This is a genomic window from Yersinia enterocolitica (assembly GCA_002082245.2).
Taxonomy (GTDB): Bacteria; Pseudomonadota; Gammaproteobacteria; order Enterobacterales; family Enterobacteriaceae; genus Yersinia; species Yersinia enterocolitica_E.
On sequence record NBTC02000002.1, the window covers coordinates 4,752,029 to 4,774,499 of the forward strand.

The window sequence follows — 22,471 nt, forward strand, 5'->3', positions numbered from 1 at the left end:
TAAGTGATTCGGGTTCGTGAGAGCAGTGAACATAGCTGCCACTTCAAGGAGGAAGGGTATTTAATAGGTATTTACAGTGACAACCCTCGAACAATGCATCGGCAACACCCCACTCGTCAAACTGCAACGTTTAAGCCAAGGGCTGGATGCGCAGATTTGGGTCAAATTGGAAGGAAATAATCCGGCAGGCTCGGTCAAAGACCGTGCGGCACTAACCATGATCCGGCAGGCAGAATTACGTGGAGAAATAGCTCCGGGTGATGTGTTGATCGAGGCGACCAGCGGCAATACTGGTATTGCGCTGGCGATGATCGCCGCGATGAAGGGCTATAAGCTAAAGCTACTGATGCCGGAAAATATGAGTCAAGAGCGGCAGGCCGCAATGCGTGCCTACGGTGCGGAGTTAATTCTGGTTAGTCGTGAGCAAGGAATGGAAGGGGCGCGCGATGAAGCGCTAAGGATGCAGGCTGAAGGGCAGGGTAAGGTGTTGGATCAGTTCAATAACAGCGATAACCCCTACGCACATTTCACCGGTACTGGGCCAGAAATCTGGCAACAAACCGCGGGTAAAGTGAGCCATTTTGTGTCCAGCATGGGAACTACCGGGACGATTACCGGCGTTAGCCAATATCTGAAAAGCCAAAACCCGCAAGTTACCATTATCGGCCTGCAACCGGCAGAAGGAAGTAGTATTCCTGGTATCCGCCGTTGGTCACCGGGATACATGCCGGGGATTTTCCGCCCGGAGTTGGTTGATCAGGTACTGGATATCACCCAGAGCGAAGCAGAGAAAACGACACGAAGGCTGGCCACGGAAGAGGGCATTTTTTGTGGTGTCAGTTCTGGCGGTGCGGTTGCCGGCGCGCTGCGAGTGGCGGCACAGAACCCCGCAGCGGTGATCGTGGCGATTATTTGTGACCGTGGTGACCGATACTTGTCGACAGGTGTTTTTGATTAAGTAGGCCGAGCGTTACGTATCAACTCTATCTGATCGCGCTATCAGATGGGGTTGATATGATATTTTGCCTTCCTCGCAATACTTCAACTTTTATAGTTTTGAACCTATAAATTATAAAAAGGAACGGAGCTTTGGTGCCAGAGATTTTGATTTATAATTAATCATATTTAAAAGCCTCAGAACCCCGTTGCTGTCCTTTCCCTGTAAGCAAATTGTCTGCTAGAGGCTATCTAGTGGTAAATGAAATTTATGCAATCAACTGTGGCTATTAGTACAAGCCTGCTTTGCTAATATAGTTAATTCACGTCACATTGTTAGAATAAATATTGTAGGAATATTCGTACAATTAGCTTCATTGATTCCGTGGTGAATTTGAATGTGAGTTGTTTACAGGTATGAGTTATAAGGGTATTTTAATTTAATTTTGAGAAATTTCTTATAAATCAACTAACTATATCTAATTTATTTGGCTATCAATGGTTACATTCTGTAACATTTAACCAATTGGTGTTAGCTGTCTATTCTTCCTATACTGCTGCTGTTCGTATTTTGCTTATATTTTCTATTGGAATCACATATAGATTTTATTTGATGTTTTAGTTGTATGAGTATTTATTTCACTGATTTTAGCAAGTTAACGGGTTGTAATATTTATTAAAACTCGTTAAATGTAAATTATAATTATCAACAGTGTTGTAGCCGCAATTTTTATTGATTTACCCCTTCATTTAGAGTTTTGCTGGCAAAACGTCTGTATTTTAGCCCAATGTGGGCTTATTCCTCTGGGCTAGTCGTATGTTGCGACATGTGTTGATTGAACATGATACGGACGATCGACGAACTTAATTTACCTGAGCTGGGTAATGATCATTTTATTACTCGAATTTTCTGTTGATGATTGCATTAGACGTGATGGGGAAATGCCCGCGCAAATAACAAATGATGAAACCCATGTTTATTGAAAAAATAAAGTCGGCTTGGCCAGGTGATATGTTGAAGCGCGTGCGCATGTCACACTTAACTCTGTCCAAGCTACAGCGCCATTTAGGTAAGGTTATGATTCTGATACCGATGTTGCTGCTGATTCTCTACTTGTTAATTTTTAGCCAACCACGCTATCTCAGTGAATCTAAAGTCGCCATCAAACATTCCAACGATATCAATGGCAGTAATCTGAATGTCGCTTTGCTGATGGGTGCTGGCAGCCCTAGTTCTGCGGAAGATGCCTTATATCTGAAGGAATATATTAATTCTCCTGATATGTTGGCGGTCTTGGATAAACAGCTCGATTTTCGTCAGGCATTCGGTCATAGCGGCTGGGATTTTTTCTATCATTTGTCAGATAGTGCCACTCGCGAGCAATTCCTTAATTATTACCGTAACCGTATCTCCGTTTCTTACGATGACAAAACAGGTTTGCTCACCATTGGTACCCAAGGATTCTCGCCTGAATTTGCTCAACGGTTCAATCAGGCTGTTTTGAAAGAATCCGAAAGATTTATCAATGAGATCTCACACCGAATTGCCCGCGAGCAGTTGCTGTTTGCCGAAAACGAAATGCAGGAAGCGCGCGTTCGTTTGAATAGCAGCAAAACCGAACTACTCACTTACCAGAACAGCAATAATATTCTTGACCCTGAAGCTCAGGCTTTGGCTGCCACTACGTTGATTAACACCTTGGTTAGCCAACGCATTCAGATGGAAGCAGAATTGCGTAACCTACTGACTTTTCTCCGTGAAGATGCACCTCAGGTCATCAGTGCGAAGAACGCACTCAAGTCGCTCTCCAGCCAGATTGATAATGAAAAAAGCAAAATTACTGCGCCCGATGGTCACAAATTGAACCGTATGGCGGTAGATTTTGAAGAGATTAAAGCCAAGGTACAGTTCGATACTGATATCTACAAATTGACCCTGACATCGATTGAAAAAACCCGTGTTGATGCGGCAAGAAAACTGAAAATGTTGTCAGTGATCAGCTCTCCTCAGCTACCGCAGGAGTCAAAGTTCCCCAACAGTTTGTATCTGCTTATCAGTTGGTTACTGGTTTGTGGCTTACTTTTTGGTACTGTCAAATTATTGCTGGCGGTGATTGACGATCATAAAGATTGACGCCGTTTTAACGCTATTTCTAGCTTGTCGGAATGACACCGCAGGCAGTAACTCAGAGCATGCTATGAAATTATTGAAATCTGTTCTTCTGATTATTGCCATACAGGCAACACCCGCTCAGGCCGTTGATCTGAATGCCGATCCCAAGATGACCGGGGCCGCACCGTTACCGTCGATTATTTCAGGTCAAAGCCAGAGACCTTATAGCGATAGCCAGTTTGACGATACCCCCCCTCCGGTGATCCCGGTGGTGATGAGTCGGATGTTTGGCGCGCAACTCTTTACCTCGGTCTCGGCGGCAGATAGTGGTTCCAGCATCGGTTTCAATCCAAACTACGTAGTGAGTTTGGGGGATCAGATTCAGATACGGTTATGGGGCGCATTTAACTTTGAAGGTGCGCTGAGTGTGGACCCGAAAGGCAATATCTTCTTGCCAAACGTTGGCCCGCTGAAAGTAGTTGGCATCCCGAATAGCCAGATCAACAGTGTGGTGACTGCCAAAGTCAAACAGGTCTATCAGTCGAATGTGAATGTCTACGCCTCTTTATTACAGGCCCAGCCGGTCAAAGTGTTTGTCACCGGTTACGTTAATAACCCCGGATTGTACGGCGGGGTGGCATCTGACTCGTTACTCTCCTATCTCAGTAAAGCCGGTGGTGTCGATACTCAGAGAGGCAGCTATGTGGATATCAGCATCAAACGTGGTAACCGCGTGCGCTCACAGGTTAATTTGTACGACTTTCTCCTTAACGGCAATTTGGGGCTATCACAGTTTGCTGACGGCGATACCATCGTAGTCGGCCCACGCCAGCACACTTTCAGTGTCGAAGGCGAAGTGTTCAACAGCTATGACTTTGAATTCCGCAACAGCACGATTCCGGTGAGTGAAGCGCTCAGTTGGGCACGCCCTAAGCCGGGGGCCACACATATGACCATTATCCGCCAGCAGGGTACGATTAAGCGCAGTGAATACTATCCACTTAGCTCTGCACCGGGGCGTTCATTACAAGATGGCGATAAGCTGATTATCAGCACTGATCGCTACTCAGGAACCATTCAGGTTCGAATCGAAGGGGCGCATTCCGGCGAGCATGCCATGGTACTGCCTTATGGTGCGACTATGCGTCAGGTGCTGGCAAAAATCCGCCCTAATAGCATGTCGCAAATGGACTCGATCCAACTGTATCGCCGCTCGGTCGCGCTGCGTCAGAAAGAGATGCTTGACCTGTCACTGCAAAAACTTGAAGAAGCCTCTTTATCAGCACAGTCTTCCACTTCAGAAGAGGCCCGTCTGCGAATGCAAGAAGCGCAGCTTATCAGTCGCTTTGTTACCAAAGCCCGCAACGTGGTACCTAAGGGTGAAGTGGTGCTCAACGAAAGTAATCTTGATCAGGTGATTCTGGAGGACGGTGACGTAATTAAGATCCCTGAAAAGACCTCGCTGGTCATGATCCATGGCGAAGTAATGTTCCCGAATGCGGTGAGTTGGCAGAAAGGTCTTAGCCCGGATGATTACATTACCAAGGTTGGCGGTTACACGCAAAAAGCCAGTAACACCAAAGTCATTCTGATTAAACAGAATGGTGAAGCACTGAATGCTGAAGACGTCAAAACGCTACAACCGGGTGACGAACTGATGGTATTACCGAAGTTTGAATCGAAGAACATTGAAGTGACACGGGGAATTTCGACCATTCTTTACCAGTTGGCAGTTGCCGCTAAAGTGGTGCTAACACTCTGATGATAGGCATCTTTTCGGCAGGGATTTATCGTATCGAGCATCTGGAAAACTTTCTGGCTGAACCCTGCTGCAAGCTTTCATCGTTGCGCTCAATTCCACCGCAGATAAGTGCGGTGGCGGTGTGGGGCCATCGTCCAAGTGGTGATAAAGCGGTTGCGTTGGCGCGAGCTTCCAGCTTGCCTGTTGTGCGTCTTGAAGACGGTTTTATCCGCTCGTTGGGGTTGGGCGTGTCAGGCTGCCCGCCGTTGTCGATGGTGGTGGATACTCAGAGTATCTATTACGACGCCAGCCGGCCAAGCTCGCTGGAAAGGCTGATTCTTGACCGGGCCGGTAACCAGCCACTTTATGCCGATGCCCGAGAGGCAATGCGGTTAATTGTTGATGCTGACTTGTCGAAATATAACTTGGCACCGGCATTCAGCGGCGTGCCTGCGCAAGGTGATGCGGTGTTGGTCGTGGACCAGACTTTTGGTGACATGGCGGTTAAATACGGCAATGCCGATGCGGCAGACTTTGAGGCCATGTTAGATGCCGCGCTGAATGAAAACCCACAGGCAGAGGTTTGGCTGAAAATTCATCCCGATGTTTTACAGGGCAAGAAAGCAGGCTACTTCAAGGCAATACCAAAAAATCCACGCATCAAGTTGCTGGCAGAAAATGTCAGCCCGCAGTCGTTATTGCGCCAGGTCAGTCGTGTGTATGTGGTGACTTCGCAATATGGTTTTGAAGCGTTGCTGGCGGGTAAATCTGTCACGGTATTTGGTCAACCCTGGTATGCCGGTTGGGGATTGACTGACGATCGCCACTCGCAGGCTGATGGGTTATCGGCACGACGTGGGCAGGCCAGTTTGTTGGATTTATTCAGCGCCGCCTATCTGCGCTACAGCCGTTATATCGATCCCTGTAGTGGCCAGCCGGCGACATTATTTGCTGTGTTAGACGGTTTGTTGATGCAAAAAAACCATCAACTACAACGCCAGGGTCAGTTATGGGCGCCGGGTTTAACACTTTGGAAACGCAGCATTTTTTTACTGTTTTTAAAAACCACACTGAACAACGTCTCTTTCAGAGACGGTAAAACATCGAACACGGCTTGTGTGGTGTGGGGCAATAAAGGCGAACAGCGCTGGCAAGCAAAGGCTCAGGCGCAAAAAGTGCCGGTATGGCGTATGGAAGATGGGTTTATACGCTCATCGGGGCTGGGTTCTGACTTGCATCCGCCGCTGTCGCTGGTGCTGGATAAAAGCGGCATTTACTACGATGCCACCCGGCCGAGTGATCTTGAGTCGTTACTCAACAGCAGCCGGTTAACTGACCTACAGCGAGTGCGGGCCGCAAAGCTTCGCCAGCGATTGGTCAGTGGCAAAATCAGTAAATACAACATTGGCGCGCCATTCAGTCTGCCGCCGCAAGCCAGTGGCAAACGCATTTTGCTGGTATCCGGCCAGGTGGAAGACGATGCATCCATTTTGAGCGGAACAATCAGTATTCGTACCAATAGTGAACTGCTGAAAACGGTGCGCCAGCGTAACCCGGACGCTTTCATTATCTATAAGCCGCACCCAGACGTATTGGTTGGCAACCGGCAAGGGCATATTCCTGCGGCTGATATTGCGCGTTGGGCTAACACTCAGGCGCAGGATGCCGACATCATCCAATGCATTCAGGCTGCGGATGAGTTGCATACTTTGACGTCGCTTTCGGGCTTTGAAGCGCTGTTGCATGGGAAGCAGGTATTTTGCTACGGCATACCTTTTTATGCGGGGTGGGGGCTGACACAGGACGAACATTCTGCACCACGCCGGCAGCGCACATTGACGCTGGATGACTTGGTATATCAGGCGTTGATCGCTTATCCGACCTATGTTGACCCTCTTCGGCGTGAAGCAATAACCGCAGAACGGGCGTTAGACATTTTGGCGGCTCAGCCACGTGCTGAAATGCAATTTAGCAAAAAAAAATCGGGCAGGATTATGCGTAATTATAGAAAACTGCTCATGCTAACTAAAGTGACAATGAACTTATAAATCAGTCTGTTAAATGATAATGGTGACGTGTTTATGCTTACAGATTGCCGTGCACTGACAACACTTCTTGCTGGCAAGAAGTACCTACTGTTACAAGGCCCGATGGGACCTTATTTCAGTGATACCGCTGAGTGGCTTGAATCTCAGGGGGGCGAAGCGGTGAACGTGGTATTCAACGGCGGTGACAAGTTTTATTGCCGTAAGCGTGACTATTTGGTGTTCAGGCAGACGCCGAAAGAGTTCCCCACCTGGTTGAAAGATACCTGGCAAGATTACCACTTCGACACTATTTTGTGTTTTGGTGATTGCCGCCCGCTACACCAAGTTGCCAGGCTTTGGGCGCAGACCAAAGGGGTGCGTTTTCTGGCGTTTGAGGAAGGCTACCTCCGCCCGCATTTTATTACCCTCGAAGAGGGCGGGGTGAATGCGTTTTCCGCCTTGCCACGTAATCCTGATTTCTACCGTAAGTTGCCAGAAATTAAAGCACCGGTCGCCAAAAAATTGACATCATGCTTTAGTCTGCGGGTACGCCGTTGCATCGGTTATTATCTGGCTGGCTGGTTTTACCGCCACCAATTTCCACAATATCGTCACCATAAATCCTTTTCACCTTGGTACGAAGCCCGTTGCTGGATACGTGCTGCCGCGCGTAAACAGTGGTACCGATTCTTGCAACGAAAAGTGCTGAGTCAACTACAGGGCGAGCTTGACCAGCGCTACCATCTGGTGGTTTTACAGGTCTACAATGATAGCCAGATCCGCAACCACAGCCCATACAACGACGTGCGTGATTACATCAATGACGTAATGTATTCATTTTCAAAAAAAGCCTGTAGTGACCAGTGGTTAGTTATCAAACATCACCCTATGGACCGGGGGCATCGCCTGTACGGGCCATTAATCCGGAAACTGGGTAAGCAGTACAACATCAGTGAGCGAGTAAAATATGTACACGATTTGCCGATGCCGGAATTGCTGACTCACGCCAAGGCGGTGGTAACGATTAATAGCACTGCCGGGTTATCAGCACTGATCCATAATAAACCGTTGATCGTGATGGGAAACGCCCTGTATGACATGAAAGGGTTAACGTTTCAGGGGCACCTCAATCAATTTTGGCAGTCTGATTTCAAGCCAGATATGAAGTTATTCAAAAAATTCCGGCTATATATACTGAGAAACACCCAGATTAATGCGGTTTATTATGGTGATAATCAGCTTGAACTGATACCTACGGTAAAGACCGAATATAAAGACGAATATTACCGGATCCCGGTTTAGTGAGTTTTGGGGATACTTTTCAGGATGGGGCGGAGAAATGATTATTGCTGATGCCGATAAATAATACAGATAATACTGCTGTAACCATTTTCCGATTATTGTTGCGCTGCCACCTCTGGTTAGTATTAGCCACAGCCACTTCATACACATTATCGCTACAAGCTGCTCAACTGACATGCTATTTGCCTGATGCCACCGCGTTACAGGGGAATATCAGCTTGCAGCCGCACTGTATTTATCGTCAATCCCTACTGATATCGCACAGCAATACTCATCTCGACTGTCAAGGGGCGACGTTGGAAGGGGACAATAATCTACCCTTTGGCATAATGGTCAATAGCAAAGGCAAACCACTAAAAAACGTCAGCATCAAAAATTGCCATATCCGCAACTTTAGTCGCAGTGGTATCCGTATTACCTCTAATATTCCGGCTAATCAACTTAGCACCGATCACCAGATTAATTATCACCGAACGCCGATGGGGATTCTTATCGACGCGGTAGTGGTGACCGGCAGTGGGCGAGTGGGCATCTATCTTGATGATTACGTGACTGACTCCACTCTCAGTAATTCTACTGTTCAGCAGTCTTATATGTCGGGAATATATCTGGAACACTCATCACGCAACAACCGGATTATTAATAACCGTATAGTGAATAATGGTCATGAGAGTCTGGGGCGGGGCAAGCGAGAAGGATTAGCGGTGGATTCATCCGCCAATAATCTGATAGAGGGGAATCTATTTAAAGGCAATGGTGCGGGTGGTGTGTTTTTGTATAAGAACTGTGGCGAGCATTACAGCAGTGGGAACTCTGTTATCCGCTGGCAGCACAGCGACCACAATATTATCCGCAATAACACCTTTACCGACGAGCAGATCGGTATTTGGCTAGCCTCCCGCCAAAGCAGAGATCTCTCTGGTTTTGATTGTGGTGATAAACCCAAAGATAATTCTGGTCAGTACTTTGCTGACTACGCCGATAACAATGTGCTGGAAGGGAATAAGTTTATTGGCACTCGTGTAGATATTAAAGATGAGGGGGTGGGGAATATGAAATAAATAGTTTAAACTTTTTGGTTTTGCTAACTTATTTTATGGGTGAATTTAAAATACTACCGATAAGATTTTTCAATAATACAATGATTGCTATATGCGTACTGAGTATACAGACAGATATAGTACTTCATACTGTCTGCAACTCACATATTAAAATGCTACAGGGTGTATATTAAATAAAATAGAGTGAGCGGATATACCACAAGCATTAAATTAACTACTAGGGGGGCTGCTAAAATTTATTTACTCAGCAACTTTTGAGAGTATTAGCATCATTTGAGAATTATGAAGCCTTGACCAACTGTCTTGCGGAGCGTTATCAGGGTAATAATGAAGTATTGACGACCAACAGTGAATTGCTTCATCCCATTTGCAACAAAGTTGAGCTAATTCGGCTCTCAAAATCCATTCATCTATACTGTCTGGGAACCTATTTTTAGAATTTTGGATTAAAGTTATTGCTTCTTCTATCATTCCCAACATTCTATAAGAATGTGCTAAACGGTAGTTTGCAATATCATAATTAGTGAGTAATTTTGACCAGACTTTAGCAGAAGCATCCCATTTTTTTAATAAGTAGTTAATTTCTCCTAGTTCAAATAAAAACTCTTGGTTATCGAAAGTTTTAATTGGGAGTTTATCAAGAACCACTGCTGCTTCTGAATTATTTCCTTGTAAGCGCAATCCTTTTATGTAGGTGATGATAAGTTCATCAGATATAGAGACTATATCAATATTTTTATTATTAATTTGTTGGGTTACTTTAATCCATTTCTCTTCTAAGAAAGAAATTTTCGCATTTTCATAATTTAATGCTATTTTATCACCTGGTATTTTTGATGCTAACTCAAGTTTCTTCCTTGCGATGTCATAGTTACCCATTTCTCTATTGCAGCGGGCTAGCATGATATAGCTTTGTAATCTTGAAAAATCACAATTAATAAAATCTACAGAGTTATTTTCTATAAGGTCAATAGTATTTGACCACTCGCCGTGACAGATATAATACCAAGATTTACTGAGCAAAGAATGTTTTTCGCTAGTACCAAAGTTTAGCCTTTTATAAATATGATCAAATTTTGCTGCGTTTGATTGCTCTGCAATAGATTGCAGGAAATAAATAGTGTCTTCATTACTACGGTTGGGTAACATTGCCCAGCATTCGGCGGAAAGTTCCCATTGTTGAAGTTTCATCTGAATGAAAGCATATTCACGAAGTACCGGCTCTGGCCAAATGGATTTATCGTGTCCATAATATTCATTAATTACTTCCAGCGCTAAATTAATATTTCCAAGGTTATTAAGTGAAACTATTTTTTGAACTGTTGCTTCATTTTTTTGCTGCTCATTCCCACTATTTAAAACTAATGACCAGCGAGAAAGCGCAAGATTCCAGTTTTTGCTATTACTTGCATGAGTAGCATATTCAAATAATATATCCACATCTATAAAATCAGTTGGCAAAGGCTTATCCAGCGCTTCAATAGCGTTGAAAACACGCTCGCAGTTATTCCCATCGCGATTTTGGAATGTATCATTGATACGTTTCTTAATTTGTTTCGAGGGTTTTGCTGAATTTTTAAGAAGAATATTTAACTCTAAGAAAAAATCATTCTTGTTAGTGACTACTGGGCCAAATCCATCCTTGCGATAATCATAATATCCTTTGGCATACGTATGGGAGCCTTGGAAAACAGTATCTTCGTCAAACTGATAATAAATTGTTGGTTTAGATTGCACAGCCATATCAAAAGCAACGGAAGAATAGTCTGTAACTAACAATGAAGCCTCATTGAACAACTCTTGCATTCCTTTATTGTCTTGATTACCAACTTTTATAAATTCAGGGATATTAAATTTACTCAGATAAGGCAAGATATTCACATGAGGATAGAAAATTACCTCATAGCCATATTTCAAATAGATCCGATATAAATCAGGTGAATGGAGTAGGTTGTACCAATGCTTTGCATAACAAGAACTCATGAAAAGAGGATTAAGCTCCCTCTCTGAGCCTTCTTTATTTGCTTTTCCGACAATAGAGGATCTCCATGTAGGCATGATCAATATTTTCTTATTACTATTCCAGACTGATTTTAATAATTTATCATGCCTTGGAAAACCGGTAAGAACAACCTCTTTTTTACCAAACTTGTACTGCGAGTTGTTAGAGGTAATAGAGTCAAACTCAGGTTTCGATGCTGTGATAAAACAGTCTATATTCTCTTTTTGATTTAGCCATCCAGAAAGGTCATCTTTAGTTACTCCGTGTTGTAAGAAAATAAAGTGCCTACCGGATAACATTTTTGGTCCAAGGAAATTAGTCACACAATAATCCGCATGAGAACTAATTACTTTTGAGCAACTTTCTAGTGCAGATTTATGTTCCTCACTACCGAAATCAAGTAAAGAAAAATTTTCCTGTTCTAGGCGTGTCCAGTCATGAGAACTAGACCTTAGTACATAGAACATTTTAATTTCGGGATGATTAATTTTAATATGGCGATATAAGTGTTCAGCATTATCATCAGCATGGGTATCACGATCCATTAGTATCCATGAATTTTTATATTTTTCTGATGTTTTATATTTTGGTATTATTGCGTTAAAATGTTTAATAATCGCATCGCCACGGACGCCATCTTTCTCCTGTTTCCCAGAAAGAGATATTCGTGCAGGTTTACCACAAATACTTATTTTTATAACTGACTTTGACTCAAATTTAACCCATAACCTTCTTTCGTTGACGAAATCGTTAGAGAGAAATTTATGTTTTATATTTTTTATAAAAACTGGGATGGTATCAACATCATTGATGGTTACATGTTCAAGTTCATGTTTATCTGTAAAATAGCGTAATTGAGCAAGACCTTTATTTTTGTCATATGACTCTATATATACTATTTGAAATGGAGGTTCACTTTTTTTAAAGCATGATAACATACCAACCTTATGATAGAACCAACACCCTGCAAGTCCGAACTGCATAATGATCTTATCATCGATCATTGAGAAAATATCATATATATTTTTTTCAAACTCTTCAATTTTTTCATTATCTAAAAATGAAAGTTTATACTCATGGTTTATAAATCTTCTTAGATACCAAAAAATATGATATAAAACCTGAAGCTGTAGTGATTCTGGAATAGGTCTACCTGATTGAAGGTAGCGCTGCATTGACTCGATACAGCCTTTTCGTAAAACTATATCGTATAACCCTGGTTTTTCCCATGAGCTATCTAAAGTGGATGTACCATCACTTCTTTTTCGATAATAGTATTTGGCTTTCTTTAAAAATGCTGCATTACCATAATCTAGAGGAAAAAGATATTTTGTTATAAAGTGAGCATCTTCATAGTTAGGTTTTATATCTACATCAAACGATATATTGTTATCCTTGATATTAGACAGTCTAAAAATAGCAGAACTTGCAGATAACTGAATTTGTTTTCCTAAGTTATTTATTGGAACTAACGTTTCCTCTTTTGCAAATCTATATTTTAATGGGTGAGTGTCTTTATATTGATTTGTAGCATCAAAGTAAAATATTAGATTACAACCTATTAAATCTAATTTTTTATTGATATTTTTATTAATGAAAATATCAATTGACGAAAAATAATTTTGATCAATTATATCATCAGGGTCAATGAACGTTACCCATTCTGTATTAGCATGATCTAAACCAAGGTTTCGTGCAGATGCTTGCCCACCATTTTCCTTATATATATAAGTTATATTTAATGGGTATTTTTTTTGCCAGGATTTTATTATTTGTGCTGAGCTATCAGTTGAACCATCATCGACTAAAATTATGTGAATGCTTTTTTTGAAATCCATGTGTTGATTAATAATACTTTTAAAGTATTCATCTAGATATCTTCCGACATTATATACTGCTGAGATTATAGTATATTGATGGGTGCCATTATATTTTTTTAGCATTATTTTTTTTATTTTATTTTCTCGCTTTACTAACATGTCCGAGAAGAATAATTTTGGATTGCGTATTAATTTTTTAAACTTTCTGGTAAGCATTTTATTTCTCTGATTCAAAATGATATTTAAGTTCGGTATTTAATAATGACTTATAGTTTGCAAACGGTGCTTTCTGAGTATTAAAATCATTAGCACAAAATGAATGAGGCATACACCCCTCTTTTTTAGCAATCTTCAATGCCTTAAAACTACTTCTTGCAGCGGTAGACCTAATATTAAAATAGTAGCAAATATCCCGTACTGGAGTGGCCTCACCTTGAATATAGGACATCCAAGGGACGAAGAAAGTCGCGAGATTCATATCATTATTTGTTCTGAATTTATTGGGTAAAAATTTTCTTATTTCATATTCATAAAGCTTCCAACTTTTTTCGAAAATACTCTTCCTGAGTGGGACATAGGTATGAACTAGCGGTGTATCAATTGCTATCTGAAAATCTTTGTCAAAAATTTCTACTGCATTATGCGAGGCTGATAGTGTGGGAGTATCAGTTCCCCTAGCTTGCATGTTGGTTAAGCTTTTTTGGGAGAGAAATAATGAGGCAAGACCATTACCTTTAAAAAAATGCCCAGCAGGCAATGGTCTTGCAACAAACACATCATCGTTGAAGTAAATAAAATGCTCAGCTAACCCTGGAATTTTATGTAAATACGCCTCTATGACATGTGAGTTAAAGGTTGGTAGATAGTGGCTTTCAATTATTTCGCCATGGTCAACTATTTTTATGCGTTCGTCAGTTTGTAGCCATTGAGGGCGTTGGTTATCTGTGACAATATAAATGTGCCGAACCCAAGGTAGGTATAGTTCTACACTTTTAATAGAGTATCGTAATTCATCATGATTACTAAATCTGGCCTTATCTGTTGCGTGTTTACCAAGAGTATTTGAGTCAGTAAGGCTTTTATATTTTTGATAGCGCTGTTGCCACTCGATGTCAGAATCATCGACCCATGTAAAAACGACATCTATAGGAAAATCGATATGAATTAATTTTTCCATTGACAGATCATGACGGATAAGAATTTCTTCTTCAATTTCTGGACAAAAAACTTCATTTCTAATTATAGGGTATTTTTTATTAAAATAGTCACGAAAGAATACCCCAGGACTTTTAAGGAATTTTTTAATTTTTTTCATTTTATTATCTACGATTAAAAATCGTGATTGTCATGCGGATGACATTTATGAGTTGTATCCTGAATGGGGAGTATAGTCAAAACCCTGAGGCTAAATTTACAGGTTGTTTTAATTTATCTTATTTGCTTAAAACTAAAGCAACAAAACTATATCCCTTCATCCACTTTATAAACCGCAATCGCTTCATCTACTGACTCGAAATATTTCACCTGATTATCTCGGCCAATAAATAGCGCGGCATCGCAGAACTCTTTCAGTGAACCGAGGCTATGGGAAACCATAAGAAAGCTTGATTCCTGGTGGCGGGATTTGAACAGGTCTGCACATTTTTGTTTAAAGCGCGCATCCCCTACAGCGGTGACTTCGTCCACCAGATAGTAATCAAACTTAAATGCCATGCTCAGGCCAAAACCCAGGCGGGATTTCATGCCGGAAGAGTAGGTTTTGATTGGCATATCAAAGTATTTGCCGAGTTCGGCGAACTCTTCAACAAAGGCTACTTTCTCTCGTAATTCACGGTCTGTTGCATACAGGCGGGCGACAAACTTAACGTTTTCACGCCCGGTCAAACTCCCTTGGAATCCACCTGCTAGTCCTACTGGCCAGGAGATCGTTTTATCGGTAATAACTTTGCCGCTATCAGGCCGGTCGATACCACCGATGACACGTAATAACGTTGATTTACCTGAACCATTGCGACCAATTAAGGCCACACTTTTATTAGCAGGAAACTCGACATGCAGATTTTTAAAAACATAATGGCGCCCAGCAGGGGTACGATAAGATTTGGTTAGATTTTCAATTCTGATCATGAGGTTAGCATCGCCTCTTCACCGTTACGGTACAACACAAGCCCAACAAACAGACTGACCAACGTACAGAAGGCCAGATAGTATAAGTTGGCACCTTCACTGACATAACCCGGAACGACGGCTTCACGGCATAGCTCAACGACATGGACTAACGGATTCCACAGTAAGTACGGCCAGTAATCCTTTGGAATTGAATGGAGCGGAAACATAATGCAGGAAATAAAGTAGAGCGGTTTTAACAGAATGGGTAGAAACTTCTCGGTTTCGGGGAAGGTTTTTCCTATCACCATAAAACTCAGACCGACGCCGCAGGAGAAAATGATTAGCATTAACCAGACTAGAACCAGCGAAATAAGGTTAATGACTTCAAACTCCTCGCCAAGCAGGCCGACGATCGCCATCAGTAAGATGTAAACTACCGCATAAATTAATGATTCTAAAACAGCGCGGGCAATGATGGTGTCTATCGGCCTTACCGGACGATAGTTAAATAAGCCTTGGTTGGCTTCTATAGCACCAATCGACCGGTTACTGATATTAATGAATACGAAGTAGGGAACAATCCCATTAATCAGAAAAACCGGGAAGGAAATATCTGGCATGGTACGCTGCATAATGTAGCCGAAAATGCCTAGTAGCATGAGCATGTGAGCCATAGGCTCTAGCGCCGCCCAAAGATAACCCAGCCGATACTTGCCAAATCTAGTTTTAATTTCCCTTAGAAACAAAGCGTTAACGGCAGCTTTTTGTACTTCGAAACCACTACGAGCCATCTGTTGTTGTCCAAAAATTTAATCTGGTTTGTCCACGCTACCGCCCCTGATTTACAGCACCCAGTATGCTGAAAGCAAAAATAGATTGTGGAATACCAATATGACGAAAATAACTACGCCAAAAGGATAGAGATATTTATACGTGTATTATAAAAAATAGATAATACTAGGCCAAACATGGTCTGGTATTTTAATATGTATAGCCACACATTACCGTAGGTAATTAGAGGTGTAAAGGTTCTTCAGGCTGTTAGCTTAAATTTAATAAAGTTAATTTGCTATTATTAAGAACAATCTTGTTTTGCGGGAATTGTCTTATAATAATATGGCGGTTATGATTGAATTATATCTGATGCTCTGGTTGGTCATGATTTACTTTGTTGTTGATATAGGCTGCTGTTATTTTTATGTTTCTCTATTTTATCGATAAATAATATCGAGATTGTATTGATTGTTAGTCTATTGAAGGGGATATAGATGATGATTCTAATATCCCCAATCATCTTCACTCCCGCTCTAAAGCCCTGATAGGGTCCATCTCGGCTGCCCGTTTGGCAGGGAAAAAACCAAAAATAATCCCAATCAAACTAGAACATATAAAGGCCATCATGATGGATGTTGTTGAATAAACCATTGAAAAGTTACTACTGAACTGACTGAATATCAGGCCGATTGCTAGCGATAATATTACGCCAAGGCCACCGCCCAATAAGCACACTAATACCGCCTCTATCAAAAACTGCTGCATAATATCGCTGGCACGGGCACCAACCGCCATCCGCACACCTATTTCTTTAGTACGTTCGGTGACCGATACCAACATAATATTCATCACTCCAATACCACCAACGATCAAGGAAATAACCGCAATCATTGATACCAGCAATGTCATGGTTGAGGTGGTCTTCTTAATGGTTTGACGGATACTGTCGGTATTCATCACGAAGAAATCCTGTGTCCCGTGACGTTGAGTGAGCAATTTTGTTACACCCTGTTCAGCATTCGCCAGGTCAATATCATCGTTCACCCGCACGGTAATACTCTTTAGATAAGATTGGCCGAGCATACGTTTCATCGCCGTCGTATAGGGGATCCACACATTGAGGTTCTCGTCGCTACCAAAACCACTTTGTTTCTTGGCCGCCACACCAATCACGCGGCAGGGCAGAGCGCCAAGTAAGATAACTTTTCCGATGGGGTTTTCGCCTTGGGCAAACAGCTTATCGCGGGTGTTTTCATCAATGACTGCCTCTTGCATCAGGCCATCGACGCTAGCGCGGTTAAAGGCCATTCCCTGGTTGATATTGTAGCCACGCACCAGAAAATATTGCTCACCGACCCCATTGACGGTGCCACTGACCGATTTATTACCATAACGTAGCGTGGTGCTGGTCGAAACCGTTGGTGTCACGCTGTGAATATAACCTTGTTGTGCCAGGGCATCCGCATCGGTCGCCCGTAGAGTATGGATTGCCGCTGAGCGCATATCACCAAAATCCTTGCCAGGGAAAATCTCCAGCGTGCTGGTCCCCATCGCGTTGATATTCGCCAAAACCTGTTGTTGCGAACCTTTTCCTAGTGCCACCACCGATACCACCGAGGCAATGCCAATAATAATCCCCAGCATGGTCAGTACGGTGCGCAAACGCTGTGCGGCCATCGCCAGTATTGCCATTTTAAACGCTTCTTGTAGGCGGTCGCGCTGCGCTTTCCACGAGGTGAGTAGTGGTTTACTGGCAATGTCTGGTTCTTGTTCGACGGTTGCTGTACTTACTGATTTTGTCGACTGCATTTGTCGGTCAGCAATGACCTCGCCATCTCTCAATTCAATAATTCGCTGCGCATGTTCTGCAATCGACATATCGTGGGTGACAATTACCACGGTGTGGCCTTGCTGGTGTAAGTCTTTCAGGATATTTAAGACTTCATTACCACTGTGAGTATCAAGTGCTCCGGTGGGCTCGTCGGCCAGAATAACTTCCCCGCCGTTCATTAGTGCTCTGGCAATACTGACCCGCTGCTGCTGCCCCCCGGAAAGCTGGCTTGGGCGATAATCCAGCCGCTCGGCCAGACCGAGGCGAGACAACAGGCTGGCGGCTCGCTTTTGACGTTCCTCGCGATTGATACCGGCGTAAATTGCCGGAATTTCCACATTCTCCCGCGCACTCAAATCATTTAGCAGATGGTAGCGCTGAAAGATAAAGCCAAAATGTTCACGGCGCAGTTCGGCGAGCGCATCACGGTCCAAATGTTGTGGGATCCGGCCAGCGACCAGATATTCGCCTGCGCTGGGTTTATCCAGACAACCGAGAATATTCATTAGCGTTGATTTACCGGAGCCTGATGCGCCAACAATCGCCACCATTTCTCCGCTGTAAATAGTTAGATTGATATTTTTCAGCACTTGAACCGTCTGTTCGCCATTAATAAATTCACGGCTGACATTATCAAGCTGAAGTAAGATCTTACTGTGGTTGAGGTCTGGCATCAGTTACATCCCCATCGGTGGCCCCATACGTTGGGCCTTATTGTTGGCGGTGGTACTGCTGCCTTGGCTGACGATCACCTGTTCTCCGGCTTGCAGGCCTGAGAGGATCTGTGCATCAACATTGTTATTTAGCCCAACGGTCACTTCACGCCAACCGATGTTGCCGTTGTTGCTCACCACTTGGACCTGATACTTTCCTTTTACGTTGTTTAATGCGGTTGCGGGGATAACGATGGCGTTCTCGGCTTTGTTGAGCACGATGTAGACCTGCGCGGTCATTGAAATTCGTAACGCGCCATTTGGGTTAGCAACATCAAACAGGCCGTTATAATAAATGGCAGTGCTACTGGAGCTGGAGCTGCTACTTGAGCTGGATGAGGTGGTGGTGGTTTCATCGTTGATCGAATCAGGCGCCGGTTCTATTGCCCGCAGCGTGGCACTGAATCGTTCTTCCGGCTCACCTAAAATAGTGAAGTAAACCGGCATACCGGCTTTAACTTTCACCACGTCAGCCTCAGAAATTTGTGCTTCTATCGTCATGGTGTCGAGCTGAGCGACTTTGATAATCGTTGGCGCACTTTGTACTGCGTTGACGGTTTGCCCCTCTTCAACCGGGATTGCCACCACTGTACCTGTGATGGGTGAGCTGATTTTAGTGTACCCAAGATTGAGTTTGGCGGTACTGACGGCAATTTCCGCCTGTGCAATCTGGGCATCGAGCGCAGTAATTTCCGCCTGAGTGCTTTCTAATGTGGCTTTGGCGCTATCAAAATCAGCGCGTACGCCGAGACCTTTGGCCAAAATTTGCTGCTGCCGTTGGTAGGTCAATAGGTTGTTTTTCTGTGTTGCCACTTTCGCCGCTCGTTGGGCGAGCACATTTTTCAGCGCTTCTTCGGCATCTTTCAGGGTATTTTGCTGAGTCAGGTCATCAATTTCAGCCACTAACTGGCCTTTCTCAACCTGCTGTCCTAGGGTGACATGGAGCGCTTTGATTTGCCCTGAAACCTGAGCCCCAACAGTGACTTGTTTTTGTGCCTTGATGGTGCCATCAGCCAAGACAGTTTGTTCCAGAGTGCGAGTTTCGGCGGCGGCGGTGATGTAAGCGGGTTTATCCGCCGGTGAAATCAATCTGAATAGCAGCACGCCGCCCGCTATCAGCAGCAGTACAGCCAGCCCGATAAAGCGTCGTTTCGACCTTGTAACCTGTTGCATAATCAATCAAAGATCCTTGAACCACAATGAAGAGAACGGTGAAACCAAATGCAGGGGGATAATTTACCGCCAACACCGATGAGTGTGAGTTAAGTGAGATTCAAGAATATGTAAGGATTGAGTAAAACCGGCTGCGCGCGAGTCAAATAGGCATGAAAATAGCCGAAATCAGGCAGGAGAGTTAAAAATGAAGATTTTGTTAGTCGATGATGATGTGGAACTGGGCACTATGCTGAGAGAATACCTGAGCGGTGAGGGCTTTAATGCCGAATTGGTATTAACCGGTAAAGCGGGTATTGCCGCAGCCTTATCTGGAGACTATACCGCCTTGATCCTCGATATTATGTTGCCTGATATGAGTGGTATTGATGTTTTGCGGCAAGTGCGTAAAAAAAGTCGCTTACCGATCATTATGTTAACCGCTAAAGGGGATAATATTGACCGGGTTATCGGTCTGGAAATGGGGGCAGATGACTATATGCCTAAACCCTGTTATCCCCGCGAGCTAGTCGCCCGCTTGCGCGCAGTATTGCGCCGCTTTGATGAACATCCTGAGGTGCCGTCAGCCGATGACAGTATCATCAGCCATGGCGACCTCACACTCAACCCGTCAACGCGCAGCAGTGAATGGCAGGGTAAACCGTTTGATCTGACTGCATCGGAATTTAACTTGTTGGAACTGCTGTTGCGTTCACCAGAGCGGGTGGTTACCAAAGATGAGTTATCCGATAAAGGATTAGGCCGACCACGGGAAGCCTATGACCGCAGTGTTGATGTGCATATCAGCAATATACGTCAAAAACTTGCAGCCCTGCCGGGGAACAATCTGAATATTGAAACGGTACGTAGTATTGGTTATCGCATCAGATAATAGCCTTGGGTGGAGTGAGATTGCTTATGCGCGGACGGTTGTTTTGGAAAATCCTGCTGGGTTTTTGGTTTACCTTTATTTTAATGACCCAGATGCTGTGGCTGGTGTTCTCCTTTTATGGCAATCGCCATGAACCCCCTGAGCGTGAAATGGTGCGGCAAATTGCCAAATTACAGGTTGCCTCGGCGGCGTCGGTATTACATTCCGGTGGTTTGCCTGCGCTAAGTACCATGACAGCTAACTGGTCGGAGGCTGATAAAGCCCATTTTTCTGTATTACCGGTGGCGGCGCTGCCACCGCTGACTGAAGAGGCGCTTACCGGGAAATCGATTCCCCAAGGCGGTGAACCTGAGTTTTATCGTCGTGAGGTTACCACTTGGGCCCAAGGCCCTGATGGACAAAACTATCGTGTCAGTTACGACATCGATGGCTTGCGCCCCGTTAATCAGCAGGGTGGCCCCGATGAAAAGCGCCATGAAATACTGAATATTCCTATCCCTATGATTTGGATGGGCGTATTAGGCGGTTTGTTCTTTAGCGCGTTATTAGCCTGGAATCTAACGCGGCCGATGCGCCAGTTGCGTGCCGGTTTTGAACGGGTGGCACAGGGGGATTTGTCGGTACGATTGCTGCCGGTAATGCGGCGGCGTCATGATGAGCTGACTGAAGTTGCGCGTGACTTTGACTCAATGGCCGAACGGCTCGAAGCTCTAGTCAGTGCGCGGGAACAACTACTGCATGATGTGTCCCATGAGTTGCGTTCCCCGCTGGCGCGTTTGCAACTGGCGATTGGCTTAGCGCACCAGAATCCTGGCAATGTTGAAAGCTCATTACAGCGTATTGAGCATGAATCGGAACGGTTGGATAAGATGATTGGTGAGTTGCTGGCACTTTCACGAGCTGAAAACCACGATCTTGCTGACGATGACGAGTATTTCGATTTGCATGAGCTGGTCAAAGTGGTGGTAAATGATGCGCGCTTTGAGGCGCAGGTGCCGGGCGTTGAGATCTTGCTACAGGTGTTGCCCCCTATCGAGTACACCGTCAGAGGTAATGCTGAATTGATGCGACGGGCTATTGATAACATTGTCCGCAATGCGCTGCGTTTCTCCGTTCATGGGCAACAGGTAAAAGTGACACTTTCATTGGTGGATAAGAGTTATCAGATTCAGGTTGCTGACCAAGGGCCAGGCGTTGAAGAGAGCAAGTTATCCAGTATTTTTGACCCCTTTGTGCGCGTTAAGTCGGCGATGTCTGGCAAAGGTTATGGTTTGGGATTGGCCATTACGCGTAAGGTGATTCAGGCCCATGGCGGGCAGGTTGAAGCACGCAATGGTGAGCAGGGGGGATTGGTGATTACACTACGGATTCCACGTTGGCTTGCAGTGGAGTAGTTTGACAGTAACGGTAATAGCAGAAAACAAAAACGGCACCCTTAGGCGCCGTTTTTTTATTCGTATGAGATTACTTCTTGATACGAATAATTGGTGTTTCACCAACGGTGACACTACCGGACAACTTAATCAGTTCTTTGATCTCGTCCATGTTGGAGATAACAACCGGCGTCAATGTAGACTTGGCTTTCTCTTCCAGCAGGGCCAGATTGAACTCAATAACCACATCACCTTTCTTGACGCGCTGGCCTTCTTCAGCGATGCGTTTGAAGCCTTCGCCTTTCAGTTCAACAGTGTCAATACCGAAGTGGACGAACAGCTCAATGCCGCTGTCTGATTCGATAGAAAAAGCATGGTTAGTCTCGAAAATTTTACCGATGGTGCCATCAACAGGAGCAACCATTTTATTGCCTGAAGGCTTGATAGCAATACCATCACCAACGATTTTCTCTGCAAAAACAACATCAGGAACATCTTCAATGTTGACGATTTCACCAGACAATGGCGCAACGATTTCAATAGTACCACTGTCTTTTTTGTCATCTGAAACCAGTGATTTCAGTTTATCGAACAAACCCATGATCTTCTCCTAAGTATTTATATC

General features: G+C 44.0%; 15 protein-coding genes. 8 read left to right on the top strand and 7 right to left on the bottom strand.

Annotation, left to right across the window (positions count from 1 at the left end; all coding sequences use genetic code 11):
- The first annotated feature begins 76 nt into the window (after positions 1-76).
- The 6 genes from cysM to A6J66_023225 all read left to right on the top strand — a co-directional run bounded on the left by cysM (position 77) and on the right by A6J66_023225 (position 9,180).
- Positions 77-958 carry a cysteine synthase CysM gene (gene cysM / locus A6J66_023200; protein PNM26799.1) on the top strand — a complete coding sequence of 294 codons (882 nt, stop codon included), beginning with the start codon at positions 77-79 and terminating at the stop codon, positions 956-958.
- A 939-nt stretch (positions 959-1,897) separates the two neighbouring features.
- Positions 1,898-3,070, top strand: a complete 1,173-nt coding sequence (locus A6J66_023205; protein PNM26800.1) for a capsule biosynthesis protein — start codon at positions 1,898-1,900, stop codon at positions 3,068-3,070.
- A gap of 64 nt (positions 3,071-3,134) precedes the next feature.
- On the top strand, positions 3,135-4,811 hold the full coding sequence (locus A6J66_023210) for a polysialic acid transporter (protein ID PNM26801.1): 1,677 nt from the start codon (positions 3,135-3,137) through the stop codon (positions 4,809-4,811).
- Positions 4,811-6,838: a capsular polysaccharide biosynthesis protein gene (locus A6J66_023215; GenBank protein ID PNM26802.1), complete on the top strand. Its 2,028-nt coding sequence runs from the start codon at positions 4,811-4,813 to the stop codon at positions 6,836-6,838. Before A6J66_023210 ends, A6J66_023215 begins: the two co-directional genes overlap by 1 nt.
- A gap of 33 nt (positions 6,839-6,871) precedes the next feature.
- Complete coding sequence (locus A6J66_023220; protein ID PNM26803.1) at positions 6,872-8,119, top strand: capsular biosynthesis protein; 1,248 nt, start codon at positions 6,872-6,874, stop codon at positions 8,117-8,119.
- Between the two features lie 50 nt (positions 8,120-8,169).
- Positions 8,170-9,180 (top strand): right-handed parallel beta-helix repeat-containing protein, encoded by a 1,011-nt coding sequence (locus tag A6J66_023225; GenBank protein ID PNM26804.1) that lies wholly within the window; start codon positions 8,170-8,172, stop codon positions 9,178-9,180.
- A 240-nt stretch (positions 9,181-9,420) separates the two neighbouring features.
- On the opposite strand, the gene A6J66_023230 is transcribed toward A6J66_023225, so the two are convergent.
- From A6J66_023230 to A6J66_023255, 6 genes are all read right to left on the bottom strand, one after another.
- Positions 9,421-13,218 carry a beta-1,3-glucosyltransferase gene (locus A6J66_023230; GenBank protein PNM26805.1) on the bottom strand — a complete coding sequence of 1,266 codons (3,798 nt, stop codon included), beginning with the start codon at positions 13,216-13,218 and terminating at the stop codon, positions 9,421-9,423.
- A gap of 1 nt (position 13,219) precedes the next feature.
- Entirely contained in the window at positions 13,220-14,317 is a 1,098-nt protein-coding gene (locus A6J66_023235) for a capsule biosynthesis protein CapC (GenBank protein ID PNM26806.1), read from the bottom strand.
- 146 nt (positions 14,318-14,463) lie between these two features.
- Positions 14,464-15,129 (bottom strand): ABC transporter ATP-binding protein, encoded by a 666-nt coding sequence (locus A6J66_023240; protein PNM26807.1) that lies wholly within the window; start codon positions 15,127-15,129, stop codon positions 14,464-14,466.
- On the bottom strand, positions 15,126-15,902 hold the full coding sequence (locus A6J66_023245) for an ABC transporter permease (GenBank protein PNM26808.1): 777 nt from the start codon (positions 15,900-15,902) through the stop codon (positions 15,126-15,128). The genes A6J66_023240 and A6J66_023245 overlap by 4 nt, the downstream gene beginning before the upstream one ends.
- 505 nt (positions 15,903-16,407) lie before the next feature.
- Positions 16,408-18,390: a MacB family efflux pump subunit gene (locus A6J66_023250; GenBank protein ID PNM26809.1), complete on the bottom strand. Its 1,983-nt coding sequence runs from the start codon at positions 18,388-18,390 to the stop codon at positions 16,408-16,410.
- Positions 18,391-18,393: 3 nt separating this feature from the next.
- The gene (locus A6J66_023255) at positions 18,394-19,602 is read right to left on the bottom strand and encodes an efflux RND transporter periplasmic adaptor subunit (protein ID PNM26810.1); all 1,209 of its coding nucleotides are present in this window, start codon (positions 19,600-19,602) and stop codon (positions 18,394-18,396) included.
- A 187-nt stretch (positions 19,603-19,789) separates the two neighbouring features.
- On the opposite strand from A6J66_023255, the gene A6J66_023260 reads away from it, so the two are divergent.
- Positions 19,790-20,473, top strand: coding sequence for a DNA-binding response regulator (locus A6J66_023260; protein PNM26811.1), 684 nt, complete (start codon positions 19,790-19,792; stop codon positions 20,471-20,473).
- A gap of 26 nt (positions 20,474-20,499) precedes the next feature.
- Positions 20,500-21,867 carry a HAMP domain-containing protein gene (locus tag A6J66_023265; protein PNM26812.1) on the top strand — a complete coding sequence of 456 codons (1,368 nt, stop codon included), beginning with the start codon at positions 20,500-20,502 and terminating at the stop codon, positions 21,865-21,867.
- 70 nt (positions 21,868-21,937) lie between these two features.
- Here the strand turns inward: A6J66_023265 and A6J66_023270 are convergent, their stop codons facing one another.
- Positions 21,938-22,447 carry a PTS glucose transporter subunit IIA gene (locus A6J66_023270; GenBank protein PNM26813.1) on the bottom strand — a complete coding sequence of 170 codons (510 nt, stop codon included), beginning with the start codon at positions 22,445-22,447 and terminating at the stop codon, positions 21,938-21,940.
- Positions 22,448-22,471 lie beyond the last annotated feature (24 nt).

Bases quoted from the DNA above. Each gene is read 5' to 3' on its own strand.
- A6J66_023210 (PNM26801.1), top strand. From the start codon at position 3,135: ATGAAATTATTGAAATCTGTTCTTCTGATTATTGCCATACAGGCAACA.
- A6J66_023260 (PNM26811.1), top strand. From the start codon at position 19,790: ATGAAGATTTTGTTAGTCGATGATGATGTGGAACTGGGCACTATGCTG.
- A6J66_023215 (PNM26802.1), top strand. From the start codon at position 4,811: ATGATAGGCATCTTTTCGGCAGGGATTTATCGTATCGAGCATCTGGAA.
- A6J66_023250 (PNM26809.1), bottom strand. From the start codon at position 18,390: ATGCCAGACCTCAACCACAGTAAGATCTTACTTCAGCTTGATAATGTC.
- A6J66_023265 (PNM26812.1), top strand. From the start codon at position 20,500: ATGCGCGGACGGTTGTTTTGGAAAATCCTGCTGGGTTTTTGGTTTACC.
- A6J66_023245 (PNM26808.1), bottom strand. From the start codon at position 15,902: ATGGCTCGTAGTGGTTTCGAAGTACAAAAAGCTGCCGTTAACGCTTTG.
- A6J66_023240 (PNM26807.1), bottom strand. From the start codon at position 15,129: ATGATCAGAATTGAAAATCTAACCAAATCTTATCGTACCCCTGCTGGG.
- A6J66_023235 (PNM26806.1), bottom strand. From the start codon at position 14,317: ATGAAAAAAATTAAAAAATTCCTTAAAAGTCCTGGGGTATTCTTTCGT.
- A6J66_023225 (PNM26804.1), top strand. From the start codon at position 8,170: ATGCCGATAAATAATACAGATAATACTGCTGTAACCATTTTCCGATTA.
- A6J66_023220 (PNM26803.1), top strand. From the start codon at position 6,872: ATGCTTACAGATTGCCGTGCACTGACAACACTTCTTGCTGGCAAGAAG.
- A6J66_023230 (PNM26805.1), bottom strand. From the start codon at position 13,218: ATGCTTACCAGAAAGTTTAAAAAATTAATACGCAATCCAAAATTATTC.
- A6J66_023205 (PNM26800.1), top strand. From the start codon at position 1,898: ATGATGAAACCCATGTTTATTGAAAAAATAAAGTCGGCTTGGCCAGGT.
- A6J66_023270 (PNM26813.1), bottom strand. From the start codon at position 22,447: ATGGGTTTGTTCGATAAACTGAAATCACTGGTTTCAGATGACAAAAAA.
- A6J66_023255 (PNM26810.1), bottom strand. From the start codon at position 19,602: ATGCAACAGGTTACAAGGTCGAAACGACGCTTTATCGGGCTGGCTGTA.